Genomic DNA, 15,125 nt, shown 5'->3' with positions numbered 1-15,125 from the left:
GAATCGAATCGTTCGATGGTGGCCGGCGGCGCCCCGCTCCCAGGGACGCGCCGGGCCAGCGCTGTTGCTAACGCACGCTGCAGGCGTCGCCGTCGCAGCCGGTGGCCTCGACGGGTTCGGCCAGCAGCCGGCCGATCAGCGCGCCGACCTGCATATCCTCGGCCCGGCCGAACAAGCTGTGACGCAGCACGCCCTGGCGGTCGAACAGCAGCAAGGTCGGCGTGCCGCGCAAGCCATAGCGCTCCATCGTGCGCGGTACCGGGCCGGTCTCGCTGGCGCGGTCGATGCCGACCGGGAAGCCGATGCGGTACTCATGGACGAAGGCCTTCAGGGCACCCTCGTTCATGGCCTCATGGTGTTCGAACACCGTGTGCAGGCCCAGCACTGCGACCTCGTCCTGTCCGAACAGCTGGCGGATGCCCTTAGCCTGCGGGATGCCGTGCGAGACGCAGCCCGGGCACAGCATCTGGAAGGCGTACACCGCCACCACCCTGCCGCGCAGGGACGCCAGGGTCGGCGCCTGCGTGGCGTTCAGCCAGCCGCTGACCTCGAACTCGGGCGCGGCGGCGTGGTAAAGAGGCGCGTTCATTTTGCGCGCAGCTTCACGCCAGGGAAGTCGACCGGCACGTCGAAGGCCACGTTCACGTAGTTGGTGAACAGGTTCAGCGCCACGTGGGCCATGATCTCGACGATCGCACCGTCGTCGAAACCGGCGTTGCGCAGGGCCTGCACCTCGGTCGCCTCGACGTGGCCGCGCTTCTCGACCACGGCCAGCGCGAAGCGCAGGGCGGCGGCGGTCTGCGGGTCGCTCGACTGGCCGGCCTGGGCTTGCGCCATCTCCTCAAGCGTGGCGCCGGCTTTCTGGCCGAGTGCCGTGTGGGCCGCGAGGCAGTAATGGCAGTCGTTACGGTCGGCGATCGCGACGGCGATCTGCTCGCCCAGGCGGGCGCCGATGGTGCCGCCGCCGAGGGCGCCGAACGAGCCCCACATGCTGGTCAGCGCTGCCGGCGAGTTGGCCACGCCGCGGAACATATTCGGCACGACGCCGAAGGCGCCCTTGATCTGTTGCAGCAGTTCGCCGCTGGTTCCTTGGGCGGTGGTCGGGTTGACGAGTTCGATACGGGACATGATGTTTCCTTTCAGTCGAGTGGCCGGGTCGAAGGGTGCGGCCACATCACCCATTATATAGAGGAGTCCTAACTATTAATCCTGTAAAAAGAGGCAGTCATGCTGCCGACCCTCGCGACGCCCGGCATGCGGCGGCATGCGCGGGGACGTCTTGCTTCTCTACTGCCTGAATGCTGCGGTGTCGGCTGCCTGACTGCCCGAGAACACAGGATAGCAGCTGTCGGGATAATGTCAAGGACTCCTAATTAAATATCTTCAGATACCTTCATCGTGGCGTGCGATGGCCAGGGCCACGCCTTCGCCATAGGCCGGGTCGCACAGGGTGCAGTTGGCGATATGGCGCGCCTTGACCTCGTCCGAGGCGCCCGCGATGGCGCGCGCAGTGTTCTCGAACAGCAGGTCTTGCTGGGCCGGCGACATTTTCCTGAACAGCAGCGCCGGCTGCGAATAATAGTCGTCGTCGACGCGGTGGTTCCAGTGATCGGCCGCGCCTTCGAGCGACAGCGGCGGCTCGCGAAAATCCGGCTGCTCCTGCCATTGTCCATGGCGGTTCGGCTCATACGCCGGCGTGCCGCCACGATTGCCGTCGACCCGCATGGCGCCGTCGCGGTGATAGCTGTGCACCGGGCAGCGCGGCGCGTTCACCGGGATCTGGTGGTGGTTCACGCCCAGCCGGTAGCGCTGGGCGTCGCCATATGAGAACAGGCGGCCCTGCAGCATCTTGTCGGGCGAGAAGCCGATGCCGGGCACCACGTGGGCCGGGCTGAATGCGGCCTGCTCCACTTCCGCGAAGTGGTTCTCGGGGTTGCGGTTCAGTTCCAGCACGCCGACCTCGGTCAAAGGATAGTCTTCGTGCAGCCATACCTTGGTCAGGTCGAACGGGTTGTAGCGATACGTGGCCGCCTCTTTCTCCGGCATGATTTGCACGTACATGGTCCAGCGCGGGAAGTCGCCGGCCTCGATGCTGTCATACAGGTCGCGCAGGTGGCTTTCGCGGTCGCGGCCGATCAAGGCCGCGGCGTGCGCATCGTCCAGGTTGGCGATGCCCTGCTGCGTCTTGAAGGTGAACTTGACCCAGAAGCGCTCGTTGTCGGCGTTGATGAAGCTGAAGGCGTGGCTGCCGAAGCCGTGCATGTGGCGGTAGCTCTTGGGGATGCCGCGCTCGCTCATGATGATGGTGACCTGGTGCAGGGCCTCGGGCAGGCTGGTCCAGAAATCCCAGTTGTTGTCGGCGCTGCGCATGCCGGTGCGCGGGTCGCGTTTTACCGCGTGGTTCAGGTCGGGGAACTTGAGCGGGTCGCGCAGGAAGAAGATCGGCGTGTTGTTGCCGACCAGGTCCCAGTTGCCCTGCTCCGTATAGAACTTCATGGCGAAGCCGCGGATGTCGCGTTCGGCGTCGGCCGCGCCGCGCTCGCCCGCTACCGTCGAAAAGCGCATGAAGAGCTCTGTCTTCTTGCCGATTTCCGAGAACAGCCGCGCCTTGGTATAACCCGTGATGTCGTGGGTCACGGTGAAGCTGCCATAGGCGCCGGCGCCCTTGGCGTGCATGCGGCGCTCGGGGATCACTTCGCGGTCGAAATGGGCCAGTTTTTCGAGGAACCAGACGTCCTGCAGCAACAGAGGGCCGCGCGGCCCGGCGCTCAAGGTGTTCTGGTTGTCGACGACGGGTGCGCCTGCGGCGGTGGTCAGCTTGTTCATCGCGGTCTCCTTCAGTAGTAGTGGGGTTTGCGTCTTGTTCATGTTGCGGTAAGCCGAGACGAATGTTAGGACACCTAAGTTAAAATGAGAAATTGGAAATTCCTCTGGACGTGATTGGGAATATCGATCAGCCGGCGTAGAGGCACAGGCCTGCGAAAAAAACGACGCGGCGCTGTAACGAAACGGCGGATGCGCCGACTTATCGCTACCCACTATTCAAACAGGAGTCCATCATGAACAACACACTCGCCGCAGCCGTGCTGGCCATCGGCGCCGCCGGCGCCCCTCTCGCACAAGCCCAGGACACCAGCCCCGCCGGCCTGGTCGACGCCCTCAACGGCACCTTCGGATCGCACCCCGGCATGCGCGCCTCGCACGCCAAGGGCTTCTGCGCGGTCGGGCAATTCCAGCCCGCGAAGAGCGCGCGCGACTTCGCCGACGGTCCACTGTTCGGGCAGAAAAACGTGCCGGCCAATGTGCGCTTCTCGGTCGGCGGCGGCAATCCGAAGGCGTCGGACAAGAGCCGCAGCGTGCGCGGCCTGTCGATGCGCCTGGCCAGCGGCGGCGAGACCTGGGACCTGCTGTTGATCTCGGAGCCGGCCTTCTTCGCCGCCACGCCGGAGTCCTTCGTCAGCTTCCTGCAGGCGCGCGTGCCGGATCCGGCCACCGGCAAGCCCGATCCGGCAAAGGTCGCCGCCCACAACGCCGCCCATCCGGACGGCACGCGCCAGCCGGCCCTGCTGGCCGCGCATCCGGCGCCAGGCTCGTATGCCAGCACGCCCTACTTCTCGAACAACGCCTTCGTGTTCAGCGGCCGCGGCAAGAAGACGCAGCATGCGCGCATCATCGCCGAACCGTTCGCGCCCGTGCAGTTCTTGAGCGCCGACGAAGAAAAGACCCTGCCCGACCTGTTCCTGCAGGACGAATTGGCCAAGCGGCTGGGTGCAGGCCCCGTCGGCTTCACGCTGTATGCCCAATTGCCGGCTGCCGGCGATTCTCTGCTCGATCCGAGCACCGTGTGGCAGGGCGCCGGCAAAGTCGAGCTGGGCCGCCTGCTGGTCAAGGGTCAAGCGCCGCAGGATGCCTGCAACGGCGTGGTTTATATGCCGCTGGCGCTGCCCACCGGGATCTCGGCCAGCGACGATCCGATCCTGCACGCGCGCGGCGCCGCCTACGCGGTCTCGCTGTCGCGCCGCCTCAAGCAATGATGGACGGGGCGCGCGACCCGTGGCAGGCCCTGGCCGGCGAGCGCCCTTTCCTGCTGCGCCTCGCGCGCCTGCAGTTGGGCAGCCAGGCCGATGCCGAAGACGCCGTGCAGGACACCCTGGTCGGCGCGGCGCGCGGCTGGAACGGCTACGCCGGCCGCGCCACGCTGCGCAGCTGGCTGACCGGGATCCTGCGCCACAAGATCGTGGATCTGATTCGCAGCCGAAGGCCGGGGCCGGACGCGCCCGTGCTCGTCCCGGATGGCGAGGCCGAATTCGACGGGCTGTTCACGCCCGACGGCGCCTGGCATCCCGACACCTTCGTCGAGACCATGTGCGGCGCCACCCTCGCCGCCCAGCGCCAGCTGCTCGACATCGTCGAGCTGTGCATGCGCCGCCTGCCCGAGGACACGGCGCGCCTGTTCCTGATGCGCGAATACCTGGGCATGGAACTGAAGGAAATCGAAGAGCACTGCATGCTCACCAATGCCAACCTGCGTGTGGTGCTGTACCGCGCGCGCATGCGCCTGCGCGAATGCACGGTGCGCAGCTGGGGAGAACCCGAATGACCGACACCACCACCACCCCGATCACCTGCCGCGACACCACCTGGCTCGTTTCCAATGCGCGCGACCAGCCGCTCACACCGCATGAAGCGCGTCCGCTGGTAACGCACCTGGCCGGATGCGCCGCCTGCCAGGTGGCGTCGCGCCAGTTCGCCCAGCTGTTCGCGCAGCTGGACACCCTGCTCGCGCGCGACACCGCGCCCGAGACGCGGGCTTGACAGGGTCCGGGATTGAACTATGATTCGGACCCTTAATCCAAAGGAAAACAGAATGGCCACCCCGATTACCGTCCGCGCTAGCGATGGGTACCTGCTCGAAGCGCACCGCTTCGAGCCCCAGGGCGAACTGCGCGGGCACCTGGTCGTGGCCGGCGCCACCGCCGTGCCGCAGGGCTTTTACCGGCGCTTCGCCGAACATGCGGCGGCGCGCGGCTATGCAGTCACCACCTTCGACTACCGCGGCATTGGCCGCTCGGCCCCGCCGTCGCTGGCGGGCTTTCCCGGCGATTTCCTGGACTGGGCCCGGCTCGACCTGGCGGCGATCATCGATTCGGTGCCGCACGGCGCCACGCCGCTGCTGCTGGCCGGGCACTCCTTCGGCGGCCAGGCGCTCGGCCTGCTGCCAAACCACGAGCGGATCGCCGGCCTGGCCGCCTTCGGCACCGGTGCAGGCTGGCATGGCTGGATGCCGCCGCTGGAGCGGCTCAAGGTGCACTTCCTGTGGCGCATCGCCGGCCCCTGGCTGGTTTGGCGCCACGGCTACCTGGCCTGGAGCCGGATCGGCATGGGCGCCGACGTGCCGCGCGGCGTCTACCGGCAGTGGAAGGGCTGGTGCCGCTTCCCGCGCTACTTCTTCGACGATCCGTCGATGCGCGAGACCGCGCTGGGCTTTGCCCGCGTGACCACGCCGATCGTCGCCTACAATGCGCTCGACGACCGCTGGGCGCCGCCGGCCTCGCGCGACGCCTTCATGGCCGGCTATGGCGCTGCGCCCGTGAAGACGGTGAACGTGGCCGACCTGCGGCTCGGCCACATGGGTTACTTCAGGCCGCAGGCCCAAGCCTTGTGGGATGCGGCGCTCGACTGGTTCGACGCGCTCGTGGCCGAACGCACCCCACAGCTGAAAGACTAGCGGATGTCCACCCGCTGGTGCGGCTCGAACTCGTGGTAGATGTCTCTCTGGTGCAGCGGAATGTACATGTGCAGGCGTTTTCCGCGGTGGAAGACGCCGCGCAGCGTATTGCACGCTTCCCAGGCACGCTCGTAGGAATCGGCGATGTGCAGCACGGCCCATGGGCTGTCGGGCGAGCCTTCGCGGATCATTTCGACGTGGCGAATGTGGAAGTAAGGCGCGAAGCTTTCGACGATGGCGGTCTCGCAGGCGTCGCCGTGCAGGCCGGACAGGATGACTTTCATGGTTGCTCCAGGGTTCAGGCGATGATGTTCAGGCCACCGTCCACATAGACGGTGCTGCCGGTCAGGCGGCGCGCGAAGTCCGAGGCGAGATAGGCGCACACCTGGCCGACGTCGTCGATGTCGACCAGTTCTCCCAACGGCGAACGCGCCACCGCATCGCTCAGCAGCAGGTCGAAGTCCTTCAGGCCCGAGGCGGCGCGCGTCTTGAGCGGCCCCGGCGAGATGGCGTGCACGCGGATGTCGCGCGGTCCGAGTTCATGGGCCAGGTAGCGGCAGCTCGATTCGAGCGCCGCCTTCACCGGTCCCATCACGTTATAGTTCGGCACCACCTTGTCGGCGCCGTGGTAGCTCATCGCGAACATGCTGCCGCCCTGCGTCATCAAGGGCGCGGCCAGCTTCGCCATGCGCACGAAGGAGTGACACGACACGTCCATCGCCTGCAGGAAGCCATCCAGCGAGCAGTCGAGCAGGCCGCCCTGCAGGTCGGCCTTGGGCGCGAAGGCGATCGAATGCACGAGGATGTCGAGCCGGCCAAGTTGCGTGAGGTCGGCGAACAACGCTTCCAGTTGTCCCGGTTCTCGCACGTCCAGCGGCAGCAAGCGCGCGCCGATGTGCGCGGCCAGCGGTTCGACGTGCGGGCGCGCCTTGTCGTTCAGGTAAGTGAGCACCAGTTCGGCGCCCAGCGCATGGAAGACTTTGGCGCAGCCCCAGGCGATCGAGTGCTCGTTGGCGACGCCGACCACCAGCGCGCGCTTGCCTTCCAGGATGGGATGATGGTTCATGCTACCTCCAGCAAATCGAGGGTATGACGGGCGATCATGAGTTCTTCGTTGGCCGGCACCAGCCACACGGAGACCCGGCTGCCGGGCGCGCTGATGCGGGCGACGCCGGGCGGCGGCGCGGCGTTCAGGCCTTCATCGAGTTCGGCCCCGAGCCAGGCGGCGTCGCGGCAGACGGCGGCGCGCAGGCGCGCGCTGTTCTCGCCGATCCCGCCCGAGAACACCAGCGCGTCCAGGCCGCCCAGCGAGGCCGCCAGCGAACCGAGCTCGCGGCCAATCCGGTAGACCAGTAGATCGATCGCCAGTTGCGCGCGCGGATCGCTGCTCGCCTCCAGCGTGCGCATGTCGGACGACAGGCCGGACACGCCCAGCAGCCCCGACTCCTGGTACATCAGGCGCTGCACGCTCGACACCTTCATGCCCAGTTCCTCGATCAGGTAGATCACCACGCCCGGATCGAGGGCGCCGCAGCGCGTGCCCATCGGCAGGCCGTCGACGGCGGTGAAGCCCATGGTGCTGGCCACGCTGCGCCCGCCGCGCATGGCGCACATGCTGGCGCCGTTGCCGAGGTGGGCGGCGACCACCCGCGCCCCGGCCAGCGCGGGGTCATGCTGCGGCAAGGTGGCCGCGATGTATTCGTACGAAAGACCATGGAAACCGTAGCGGCGGATCCCGAGATCGGTAATCTCCGGCGGCAGCGCGAAGGCCTGGGCCAGCGCCGGCTGCGCCGTATGAAAGGCGGTGTCGAAGCAGCCTACCTGCATCATGCCGGGCGCCAGCGCCATCAGGGCGCGCACTGGCGCCAGGTTGTGCGGCAGGTGCAGCGGCGCGAGCGGCACCAGCCGCTCCAGGCGTTCGAGCACGGTCTCGTCCAGGCGTTGCGGGCCGCTGTAGTCGACGCCGCCGTGCACGATGCGGTGGCCCACCGCGCGCACGCGGTAGCCATCGAGTTCGCGCTCGGCGAAGTCGATCAGGAAGGCCATGCCGGCATGGTGGTCGAGCGCGTCCGGCCAGCTTTGCTCGCCGACCGTGGCGCCGTCGGCGTCCTGGGCAATGAAGCGCGTCGCTCCGCGATACAGGTTCTCGATCCGGCCCTTGAAGGCCAGCGCCAGGTCCGGCAGGCGGTGCACCGAGAACTTGATGCTGGACGAGCCGGCGTTGATGACGGCGACGCAGTCGCTGACTCCCATCTCAGCGCCCCGCCAGCCTGGCGCTGGCCAGTTGATGGCGCGCCAGCAGCACCGCCACCGCGCACGAGGCCAGGCGCGCTGCGACCGTATCGGCGCGGCTGGTCAAAATCAGCGGCACGCGCGCGCCGAGCACGATGCCGGCCGCCGCCGCGCCGGCCATGAAGCTCAGGCTCTTGGCCAGCATATTGCCGGCTTCGAGGTCCGGCGCCACCAGCACGTTGGCGCGGCCCGCCACTGGCGACACCAGGCCCTTGATGGCGGCGGCCTGCAGGTCGATCGCATTGTCCATCGCCAGCGGGCCGTCAAGCACCGCGTCCGTGATCTGGCCGCGGTCGGCCATCTTGCACAGGGCTGCGGCGTCGATCGTCGACGGCATCTTGTCGCTCACGGTTTCCACCGCCGCCAGGATCGCCACCCGCACGCCGTCGAAGCCGAGCACCCGGGCCAGGTCGATCGCGTTCTGCACGATGTCGCGCTTGGCCGCCAGGTCGGGAATGATGTTGATGGCGGCATCGGTGATGATCAGCGGTTCGCCGCGGCCCGGGACGTCCATCACGAAGCAGTGGGAGAGACGCCGCGCCGTGCGCAGGCCGGTGGCGCCGGACACCACGGCGCCCATCAACTCGTCGGTGTGCAGGCTGCCCTTCATCAGGACCGACGCCCTGCCTTCGCGCACCAGCTGCACCGCGCGCGCGGCCGAGGCGTGGCTGTGCTCCGTGTCGAACAGCGCCAGCGCGCCGATGTCGAGGCCGGCCGCGTCGGCGGCGGCGTGGATGCGCGCTTGCGGGCCGACCAGCAGCGGCTCGATCAGGCCGATCCGGGCGGCGTCGAGCGCCGCTTCGATCGCATAGCGATCGCAGGCATGCGCCACCGCCACCGTGACCGGCCCCTCTGTGCGCGCGGCGGCGATCAGGCGGTCATAATAGGGATGCGTCGTGTTCACCGGTTCCATGCCTGTCTCCTCGTGCTGTGACCGCAAGATGGTAGCATTAGATGGTAGCAAAGCAACGGTTTTATGCTGCATCGCAACAAAACTTAAACTGGTTTAAGAAATTCGAGGCCGAATGACGATAAACGCTATCGATGCCCGGGCCAGCAGCCTGGTGCTGGTCGACTACCAGGCCCGGATGATGCCGGCGATCCACGGCGCGGACGACGTCATCGCCAAGGCGCTGGTGCTGACGCGCGCCGCCGCATTGCTCGAGGTGCCGGTGCTGGGGACGGTGCAGAACCACGAACGGCTCGGTCCGAATACCGACGCGCTGGCCCGGCTGTGCGTACAGACGGTGGCAAAGACGCATTTCGATGCCTGCGAAGATGGCCTGCTGGCGGCGCTCGACGCGCAAGCCCCGGGTCGCCGGCAAGTGGTGATCGCCGGCTGCGAAGCCCACGTCTGCCTGCTGCAAACGGCGCTCGGCCTGCTGCGCGCTGGCCGCGACGTGTATGTGGTGGAGAACGCCAGCGGCTCGCGCCGCCCGTCGGACCACGGCGCCGCCATGCGCCGCCTGCAGCATGCCGGCGCGACGATCGTGAGCCACGAGATGGTGCTGTTCGAGTGGCTGCACGATTGCCGCCATCCGCGCTTTCGCGAGGTGCTGGCGCTGGTCAAGTCCGAACCCGTGGCGCCAGTACCCGCTCACCAGTAGCCGAGGACCTTCCACCACGCCGCGCCGACGATCGCGAACACCGCCAGCTCGAACACGCACATGATCAAGCCGATGCGCCACCATCGTCACGTAGCCGCTGCCGAATATGATAGGCGAGGTGCCGGTGGCGTAGTGGGCGAGCGTCATCATGATTGCCGAGGCGGCCGTCAGCATGAGCAGGACCAGGTACTCGCCCCGGCACCAGCGCGGCGCCCACCGAAAGAAGGGCGAACATCATGGCGCTGATGTGGGCCGTGGTGCTGGCGAACAGGTAGTGCGAGAACACGAAAGCCAGCACCAGCACGGTCGCCGCCGCGCCCCACCCATGCCACTGCCGGCGATGGCGTCGCGCATGCCATTCGAGGCCCAGGCGATGACGCCGAGTTGGTTGAGATGGTCAGGAACTTCCAGGGTGCTCAGCGCCTGGCAACCGGCGGCGGGCACGCCCCGCCTGCCGCATCGATCCCGCAGGGTACGCCGGCGCAGCAATTCTCGGTGAGGAAACCGACCAGCTCGCTCATGGTGTCGAACTGCGCCGTGTAGATGACGAATCGCCCTTCCTGGCGCGCCGTCACCAGGCCGGCGTGAACCAGCTCCTTCAGGTGGAAGGACAGTGCCGACGAGGCGATGCCCAATTCCTCGCCGATCTTCCCGGCCGGCAGTCCCGCTGGGCCAGCCTGGATCAGCAGGCGGAAGATCGCCAGCCGCGATTCCTGGGCCAGGGCGGCGAGCGCTGCCAGTACCTGTTTGGTTTCCATCCTCGATGTTCCAGTTGAAGAATTTCAGTGCCTCGATTATAGTCGCCCTATCATCTCAATATCTATTGAAATATTGAGATTAACCCGATACCTTTTTACCCATGAACTTCCTGTTCCTCTGCACCGGCAACTCCTGCCGCTCGATCCTGAGCGAAGCCGTGTTTAACCATTTCGCCCCGCACGGCTTCAAGGCCATCAGCGCCGGCAGCAAGCCGACCGGCCGCCTCAACCCGGATGCGCTCGACCTGCTGCGCCGTCACGGCATCGCGGTCGACGGCTATACCAGCAAATCCTGGCAAGACCTGCCGCTCACGCCGGATGTGGTGGTGACGGTATGCGGCAATGCCGCCGGAGAGACCTGCCCGGCCTACCTGGGCGACGTTGTACGCACGCACTGGGGGCTGAGCGACCCGAGCGAGGTTCAGGGAACGCCTGCGCAAATCGCGGCAGCCTTCGAGGCGACCTACGCGATCGTACTGGCCCGCATCGGGGCGCTGTTCGCGTTGCCGCTGGCCGAACTGGCGGGCGACCGTGCAGCGCTGAAGGCAGCGCTGGACCGCATCGGCGCATGCTGACCGCCTCGCTTATCTTCGTCGCCACGCTGGCGCTGGTGATCTGGCAGCCGCGCGGCCTGGGCATCGGTTACAGCGCCGCTGGCGGCGCCGTCGCCGCCCTGCTCCTCGGCGTAGTCCAGCCGTCCGACATCCCAGTGGTCTGGAACATCGTCTGGAACGCCACCGGCGCCTTCGTCGCCGTGATCGTCATCAGCCTGCTGCTCGATCGCGCCGGCTCGTTCGAGTGGGCCGCGCTGTACGTGGCGCGCTGGGGCAAGGGCGATGGGCGGCGCCTGTTCGTCCTGCTGGTGCTGCTCGGCGCCGTGGTGGCGGCCCTGTTCGCGAACGACGGCGCGGCGCTGATCCTGACGCCGATCGTGATCGCCATGCTGGCCGCGCTGCGCTTCCCGCCGCGCGCGACGCTGGCCTTCGTGATGGCGGCCGGCTTCGTCGCCGACACCGCCAGCCTGCCGCTGGTGGTGTCGAACCTGGTCAACATCGTCTCGGCCGACTATTTCGGCATCGGCTTCGCGCGCTACGCCGCCGTCATGGTGCCGGTTAACCTGGTGTCGGTGGCGGCGACCCTGGCCATTCTCTACCTGTTCTTTCGCAAGGATATCCCGCGCCACTACGATCTCGCCCAACTGCGCCGGCCGGCCGATGCGATCCACGACCGCGCGACCTTCATCGCCGGCTGGTGGGTGCTGGCGCTGCTGCTGGCCGGCTTCTTCTGGCTGGACGATGCCGGCGTGCCGATCAGCGCCGTCGCGGCCGGCGGCGCCATCATCCTGCTCGCCGTCGCCGCACGCGGCCACCGCATTCCGACGCGCGAGGTACTGCGCGGCGCGCCGTGGCAGGTCGTGGTGTTCTCGCTCGGGATGTACCTGGTGGTGTACGGCCTGCGCAACGCGGGCCTGACCGATGGCCTGAGCGCCCTGCTCGAGCGCTGCGCCGCCTACGGCGTCTGGGGCGCGGCGCTGGGCACCGGCTTCATCGCCGCGGCCCTGTCGTCCATCATGAACAATATGCCGACGGTGCTGGTCGGCGCGCTGGCGATCGACGCCACCGCCACGACCGGCGCGGTGCGCGAGGCGATGATCTATGCGAACGTGATCGGCAGCGACCTGGGGCCGAAGATCACACCGATCGGCAGCCTCGCCACCCTGCTCTGGCTGCACGTGCTGGCGGCCAAGGGCATCCGCATCTCGTGGGGCTACTATTTCCGCGTCGGCCTGGTGTTGACCTTGCCGATCCTCCTGCTCACGCTGTGCGCGCTCGCGCTGCGCCTAAGCTAAACCCTGACTCTCACTACCATGGACCAGATTCCCGACCTTCCCAACCTCGATCCGGCGCGCCTCGACCTGCCTGCCGCCGAGCGGCTCGCTCCCGCCGACGGCATCGACCATCCGCCGCGCATCCTGATGCTGTATGGCTCGCTGCGCGAGCGCGCATTCAGCCGCCTGCTGACCGAAGAAGCGGCGCGCATCCTGCGCCACTTCGGCGCCGAAGTGAAGATCTTCGATCCCACCGGGCTGCCGATGGTGGGCAGCGTGCCCGAGACCCATCCGAAGGTGGCCGAGTTGCGCGAGCTGTGCATCTGGTCCGAGGGTCAGGTATGGTGCAGCCCGGAGCGCCACGGCGCCGTGACGTCGGTATTCAAGAACCAGATCGACTGGATTCCGCTCGAACAGGGTTCGGTGCGGCCAAGCCAGGGCAAGACGCTGGCCGTGATGCAGGTCTGCGGTGGCTCGCAGTCGTTCAACGTGGTCAATGCCCTGCGCCTGCTGGGCCGCTGGATGCGCATGTTCACGATTCCGAACCAGTCGTCGGTGCCGATGGCCTACAAGGAATTCGGCGACGACGACCGCATGCGCCCCTCCGCCTACTACGAGCGCGTGGTCGACGTCATGGAAGAACTGGTCAAGATCACGCTCCTGATGCGCGGCAGCAGCGCCTACCTGACGGACCGCTACAGCGAACGCAGCGAGCGCGCGAACCGGGCGATCGACCGCCAGATCGCGCAGCTGTAAGGTGCAATTCCATGAGCTGCCACCATGAAACCATGACCGACATCCGCCCCGCCTCCAGCCTGGACGCCGCGCGCATCTGCGCCATCTACAACCACTACGTCGCCACCACGACGATCTCGTTCGAGGAAACGCCGGTGCTAGAGCCCGACATGGCCGGGCGCATTGCGGACGTGACGGAGGGCGGCTTGCCATGGCTGGTGCTGGAAATCGACGGCGTGGTGGCCGGCTATGCCTACGCTACCAAATGGCGCGCCCGGCCGGCCTACCGGCATGCGGTGGAAAGCAGCGTCTATCTGGATGTCGCACTGGCGGGCCGCGGGCACGGCCAGCGCATCTACGCGCGCCTGCTCGACGAACTGCGTATCCGCGGACTGCATACGGTCATCGGCGGCATTGCCCAGCCCAACGCGCGCAGCGTCGCGCTGCACGAGCGCCTGGGCTTTCGCAAGGTCGCCCACTTCGCCGAAGTTGGCTTCAAGTTCGACCGCTGGATCGACGTCGGCTACTGGCAACTGCCGCTGCAAGCCGGCATCGTATCAGCCGCGCCGGATCAGGCCGCGGCCTGATCGCCCGTCTTCGGCGCGAAACGCAGGATCAGGCAGGCGACAGCCGCCGACACCAATGACCCCAGCAGGATGCCGATCTTGGCCTCTTCGACGAATTCGGGATGTCCCGGGAAGGCCAGCCCGCTGATGAACAGGCTCATGGTGAAGCCGATCCCGCACAGCATGGCCATCGCATAGATCTGCAGCCAGCTGGCGCCGGCCGGCTTGGCCGCCAGGCCGGTCTTCACCGCGATCAGGACGCCGCCGAACACCCCCAGCTGCTTGCCAACGAACAGGCCCGCCGCGATGCCCAGCGGGAGCGGCGCCAGGACGCTCGACAGCGACAGCCCCGCGAACGAGACGCCGGCGTTCACGAAGCCGAACAGCGGCACGATCAGGAAGCCCACCCATGGCGCCAGCGCGTGCTCGAGCCGGTGCAGCGGCGAATCGGGCGAATCCGACGCATCCTGCTCGCCGGTGGATGGGATATACGGAATCAGGAAGGCGCCGACGACGCCGGCGATGGTGGCGTGCACGCCGGACAGCAAGGTCGCGTACCACAGCAGGGCCAGGCCGATCAGGTAAGGCCACAGCGACATCACGCGCAGCCGGTTCAACACGACCAGGGCCGCGACGATGGCGCCGGCCGCGGCCAGCGCGCCGCCGTCGATGCTCGACGTATAGAAGATGGCGATGATGACGACCGCGCCCATATCGTCGAGGATGGCGATTGCCACCAGCAGCAGCTTGAGCGACAGCGGCGCATGGCGTCCGAGCAGGGCCAGCGCGCCCATGGCGAAGGCAATGTCGGTGGCCGACGGGATCGCCCAGCCATTGGCCAGCAGCGGATCGCTGCGCGTCAGCACCGTATAGATCACGGCCGGCACCGCCATGCCCATCAAGGCCGGCAGGGCCGGCAGGCGGCGCGCCTTCCAGGTGGCCAGGCGCCCGTCAACCAGCTCGCGCCGGATCTCCAGGCCCACCAGCAGGAAGAACAGGGCCATCAGGCCGTCGTTGATCCACAGGTGCGGCGTCATCGGGCCCAGCTTGTCGCTCAGTATGGGGCCGGTGGGCAGGTGCAGCAGGTGGTGGTAACTGTCGGCAAGCGGGCTGTTGGCGACCAGCAGCGCGGCAATGGCGGCGAACATCAGCAGGATGCCGCCGGCGGATTCGCTGGCGAGGAAGCGCTGGAAGGCGGAAAGATGGGACGCGTTGACGCTCATGAGGGCTTCTCCTTGTACGGAAAACGAAGTTTTTGTCGTTCTCCGTATTCGGGGATAGCCCCGGGCGCACGCAGCACACGCCATGCCAGGATTGTACCGAATTGGGCGTTGCGCTTCAACCGCCACGCAGACCACGCCAGCGACCTTGAAATGAAAAAAGCCACCTTGCGGTGGCTTCTTTCATGATACTTGGCGGAGAGGGTGGGATTCGCCTACATTCTGCAGGCCGCGGCATCGCGAGTACGCGATGCCCTTCGAATCCCCACACGTAGGGCGCGCAGGCGCCCTACTCCTCTGTGACGTTCCGGAATGAAAAAAGCCACCTTGCGGTGGCTTCTTTCATGATACTTGGCGGAGAGGGTGGGATTCGCCTACATTCTGCAGGCCG

Annotated in this window: 18 protein-coding genes and 1 pseudogene; 9 read left to right on the top strand and 10 right to left on the bottom strand. The window is 67.3% G+C overall.

Translation table 11 applies throughout. The features are described 5' to 3' along the window. Positions 1-67: 67 nt before the first annotated feature. The 3 genes from AC3A6F_RS21910 to AC3A6F_RS21900 form a co-directional block, all read right to left on the bottom strand. Entirely contained in the window at positions 68-589 is a 522-nt protein-coding gene (locus tag AC3A6F_RS21910; protein ID WP_487684917.1) for a redoxin domain-containing protein, read from the bottom strand. Then, entirely contained in the window at positions 586-1,128 is a 543-nt protein-coding gene (locus AC3A6F_RS21905) for a carboxymuconolactone decarboxylase family protein (RefSeq protein WP_487684914.1), read from the bottom strand. Before AC3A6F_RS21905 ends, AC3A6F_RS21910 begins: the two co-directional genes overlap by 4 nt. Before the next feature lie 255 nt (positions 1,129-1,383). Beyond that, positions 1,384-2,826: a catalase gene (locus AC3A6F_RS21900; RefSeq protein ID WP_487684911.1), complete on the bottom strand. Its 1,443-nt coding sequence runs from the start codon at positions 2,824-2,826 to the stop codon at positions 1,384-1,386. A gap of 233 nt (positions 2,827-3,059) precedes the next feature. Between AC3A6F_RS21900 and AC3A6F_RS21895 the strand changes: the two genes are divergently transcribed. From AC3A6F_RS21895 to AC3A6F_RS21880, 4 genes are read left to right on the top strand one after another with little or no spacing between them, the layout of a single operon-like run. Beyond that, the gene (locus tag AC3A6F_RS21895) at positions 3,060-4,034 is read left to right on the top strand and encodes a catalase family peroxidase (RefSeq protein ID WP_487684908.1); all 975 of its coding nucleotides are present in this window, start codon (positions 3,060-3,062) and stop codon (positions 4,032-4,034) included. Then, the gene (locus AC3A6F_RS21890; protein ID WP_487684905.1) at positions 4,031-4,600 is read left to right on the top strand and encodes a sigma-70 family RNA polymerase sigma factor; all 570 of its coding nucleotides are present in this window, start codon (positions 4,031-4,033) and stop codon (positions 4,598-4,600) included. Before AC3A6F_RS21895 ends, AC3A6F_RS21890 begins: the two co-directional genes overlap by 4 nt. Continuing rightward, positions 4,597-4,815, top strand: a complete 219-nt coding sequence (locus AC3A6F_RS21885; protein ID WP_487684902.1) for a hypothetical protein — start codon at positions 4,597-4,599, stop codon at positions 4,813-4,815. Before AC3A6F_RS21890 ends, AC3A6F_RS21885 begins: the two co-directional genes overlap by 4 nt. A 52-nt stretch (positions 4,816-4,867) precedes the next feature. Then, positions 4,868-5,728, top strand: coding sequence for an alpha/beta hydrolase family protein (locus AC3A6F_RS21880; protein WP_487684899.1), 861 nt, complete (start codon positions 4,868-4,870; stop codon positions 5,726-5,728). On the opposite strand, the gene AC3A6F_RS21875 is transcribed toward AC3A6F_RS21880, so the two are convergent. The 4 genes from AC3A6F_RS21875 to AC3A6F_RS21860 are packed head-to-tail and all read right to left on the bottom strand — an operon-like array spanning position 5,725 to position 8,933. Then, the gene (locus AC3A6F_RS21875) at positions 5,725-6,012 is read right to left on the bottom strand and encodes an RNA-binding protein (protein WP_487684895.1); all 288 of its coding nucleotides are present in this window, start codon (positions 6,010-6,012) and stop codon (positions 5,725-5,727) included. The genes AC3A6F_RS21880 and AC3A6F_RS21875 overlap by 4 nt on opposite strands. Positions 6,013-6,026: 14 nt before the next feature. Beyond that, complete coding sequence (gene fabI, locus AC3A6F_RS21870) at positions 6,027-6,794, bottom strand: enoyl-ACP reductase FabI (protein ID WP_487684892.1); 768 nt, start codon at positions 6,792-6,794, stop codon at positions 6,027-6,029. Next, positions 6,791-7,981 (bottom strand): acetate/propionate family kinase, encoded by a 1,191-nt coding sequence (locus tag AC3A6F_RS21865; RefSeq protein ID WP_487684889.1) that lies wholly within the window; start codon positions 7,979-7,981, stop codon positions 6,791-6,793. Before AC3A6F_RS21865 ends, fabI begins: the two co-directional genes overlap by 4 nt. Before the next feature lies 1 nt (position 7,982). Then, positions 7,983-8,933, bottom strand: coding sequence for a phosphate acetyltransferase (locus tag AC3A6F_RS21860; RefSeq protein ID WP_487684886.1), 951 nt, complete (start codon positions 8,931-8,933; stop codon positions 7,983-7,985). Positions 8,934-9,045: 112 nt separating this feature from the next. Here AC3A6F_RS21860 and AC3A6F_RS21855 point away from each other — a divergent pair, with 112 nt between their 5' ends. After that, the gene (locus AC3A6F_RS21855) at positions 9,046-9,627 is read left to right on the top strand and encodes an isochorismatase family protein (RefSeq protein WP_487684883.1); all 582 of its coding nucleotides are present in this window, start codon (positions 9,046-9,048) and stop codon (positions 9,625-9,627) included. Here the strand turns inward: AC3A6F_RS21855 and AC3A6F_RS21850 are convergent. Next, positions 9,618-10,026 (bottom strand): annotated as a pseudogene (locus AC3A6F_RS21850) (anion permease); the annotation flags it as partial. The gene AC3A6F_RS21855 and the pseudogene AC3A6F_RS21850 sit on opposite strands and share 10 nt — an antisense overlap. Before the next feature lie 17 nt (positions 10,027-10,043). After that, on the bottom strand, positions 10,044-10,385 hold the full coding sequence (locus AC3A6F_RS21845; protein WP_487684880.1) for an ArsR/SmtB family transcription factor: 342 nt from the start codon (positions 10,383-10,385) through the stop codon (positions 10,044-10,046). A gap of 101 nt (positions 10,386-10,486) precedes the next feature. Between AC3A6F_RS21845 and AC3A6F_RS21840 the strand changes: the two genes are divergently transcribed. The 4 genes from AC3A6F_RS21840 to AC3A6F_RS21825 are packed head-to-tail and all read left to right on the top strand — an operon-like array spanning position 10,487 to position 13,535. After that, positions 10,487-10,960, top strand: coding sequence for an arsenate reductase ArsC (locus AC3A6F_RS21840; RefSeq protein WP_487684877.1), 474 nt, complete (start codon positions 10,487-10,489; stop codon positions 10,958-10,960). Further along, complete coding sequence (locus tag AC3A6F_RS21835) at positions 10,954-12,234, top strand: arsenic transporter (protein WP_487684874.1); 1,281 nt, start codon at positions 10,954-10,956, stop codon at positions 12,232-12,234. The genes AC3A6F_RS21840 and AC3A6F_RS21835 overlap by 7 nt, the downstream gene beginning before the upstream one ends. A gap of 18 nt (positions 12,235-12,252) precedes the next feature. Beyond that, the gene (arsH, locus tag AC3A6F_RS21830) at positions 12,253-12,969 is read left to right on the top strand and encodes an arsenical resistance protein ArsH (RefSeq protein WP_487684871.1); all 717 of its coding nucleotides are present in this window, start codon (positions 12,253-12,255) and stop codon (positions 12,967-12,969) included. 11 nt (positions 12,970-12,980) lie between these two features. Continuing rightward, on the top strand, positions 12,981-13,535 hold the full coding sequence (locus AC3A6F_RS21825; RefSeq protein WP_487684868.1) for an arsinothricin resistance N-acetyltransferase ArsN1 family B: 555 nt from the start codon (positions 12,981-12,983) through the stop codon (positions 13,533-13,535). On the opposite strand, the gene nhaA is transcribed toward AC3A6F_RS21825, so the two are convergent. Next, a complete protein-coding gene (gene nhaA, locus AC3A6F_RS21820) occupies positions 13,520-14,737 on the bottom strand; it encodes a Na+/H+ antiporter NhaA (RefSeq protein ID WP_487684865.1) in 1,218 nt (405 codons plus the stop codon). The two genes, AC3A6F_RS21825 and nhaA, sit on opposite strands and share 16 nt — an antisense overlap. Positions 14,738-15,125: the final 388 nt, after the last annotated feature.

The sequence above is a fragment of the Massilia sp. Soil_C_3 genome (assembly GCF_057657035.1).
This window is presented reverse-complemented; position numbering and strand designations above follow the sequence as displayed.

Bases quoted from the DNA above. Each gene is read 5' to 3' on its own strand.
- AC3A6F_RS21855 (WP_487684883.1), top strand. From the start codon at position 9,046: ATGACGATAAACGCTATCGATGCCCGGGCCAGCAGCCTGGTGCTGGTC.
- AC3A6F_RS21825 (WP_487684868.1), top strand. From the start codon at position 12,981: ATGAGCTGCCACCATGAAACCATGACCGACATCCGCCCCGCCTCCAGC.
- AC3A6F_RS21885 (WP_487684902.1), top strand. From the start codon at position 4,597: ATGACCGACACCACCACCACCCCGATCACCTGCCGCGACACCACCTGG.
- AC3A6F_RS21890 (WP_487684905.1), top strand. From the start codon at position 4,031: ATGATGGACGGGGCGCGCGACCCGTGGCAGGCCCTGGCCGGCGAGCGC.
- nhaA (WP_487684865.1), bottom strand. From the start codon at position 14,737: ATGAGCGTCAACGCGTCCCATCTTTCCGCCTTCCAGCGCTTCCTCGCC.
- AC3A6F_RS21905 (WP_487684914.1), bottom strand. From the start codon at position 1,128: ATGTCCCGTATCGAACTCGTCAACCCGACCACCGCCCAAGGAACCAGC.
- AC3A6F_RS21910 (WP_487684917.1), bottom strand. From the start codon at position 589: ATGAACGCGCCTCTTTACCACGCCGCCGCGCCCGAGTTCGAGGTCAGC.
- AC3A6F_RS21895 (WP_487684908.1), top strand. From the start codon at position 3,060: ATGAACAACACACTCGCCGCAGCCGTGCTGGCCATCGGCGCCGCCGGC.
- AC3A6F_RS21900 (WP_487684911.1), bottom strand. From the start codon at position 2,826: ATGAACAAGCTGACCACCGCCGCAGGCGCACCCGTCGTCGACAACCAG.
- AC3A6F_RS21875 (WP_487684895.1), bottom strand. From the start codon at position 6,012: ATGAAAGTCATCCTGTCCGGCCTGCACGGCGACGCCTGCGAGACCGCC.
- AC3A6F_RS21840 (WP_487684877.1), top strand. From the start codon at position 10,487: ATGAACTTCCTGTTCCTCTGCACCGGCAACTCCTGCCGCTCGATCCTG.
- AC3A6F_RS21880 (WP_487684899.1), top strand. From the start codon at position 4,868: ATGGCCACCCCGATTACCGTCCGCGCTAGCGATGGGTACCTGCTCGAA.
- AC3A6F_RS21860 (WP_487684886.1), bottom strand. From the start codon at position 8,933: ATGGAACCGGTGAACACGACGCATCCCTATTATGACCGCCTGATCGCC.
- arsH (WP_487684871.1), top strand. From the start codon at position 12,253: ATGGACCAGATTCCCGACCTTCCCAACCTCGATCCGGCGCGCCTCGAC.
- AC3A6F_RS21845 (WP_487684880.1), bottom strand. From the start codon at position 10,385: ATGGAAACCAAACAGGTACTGGCAGCGCTCGCCGCCCTGGCCCAGGAA.
- AC3A6F_RS21865 (WP_487684889.1), bottom strand. From the start codon at position 7,981: ATGGGAGTCAGCGACTGCGTCGCCGTCATCAACGCCGGCTCGTCCAGC.
- fabI (WP_487684892.1), bottom strand. From the start codon at position 6,794: ATGAACCATCATCCCATCCTGGAAGGCAAGCGCGCGCTGGTGGTCGGC.
- AC3A6F_RS21835 (WP_487684874.1), top strand. From the start codon at position 10,954: ATGCTGACCGCCTCGCTTATCTTCGTCGCCACGCTGGCGCTGGTGATC.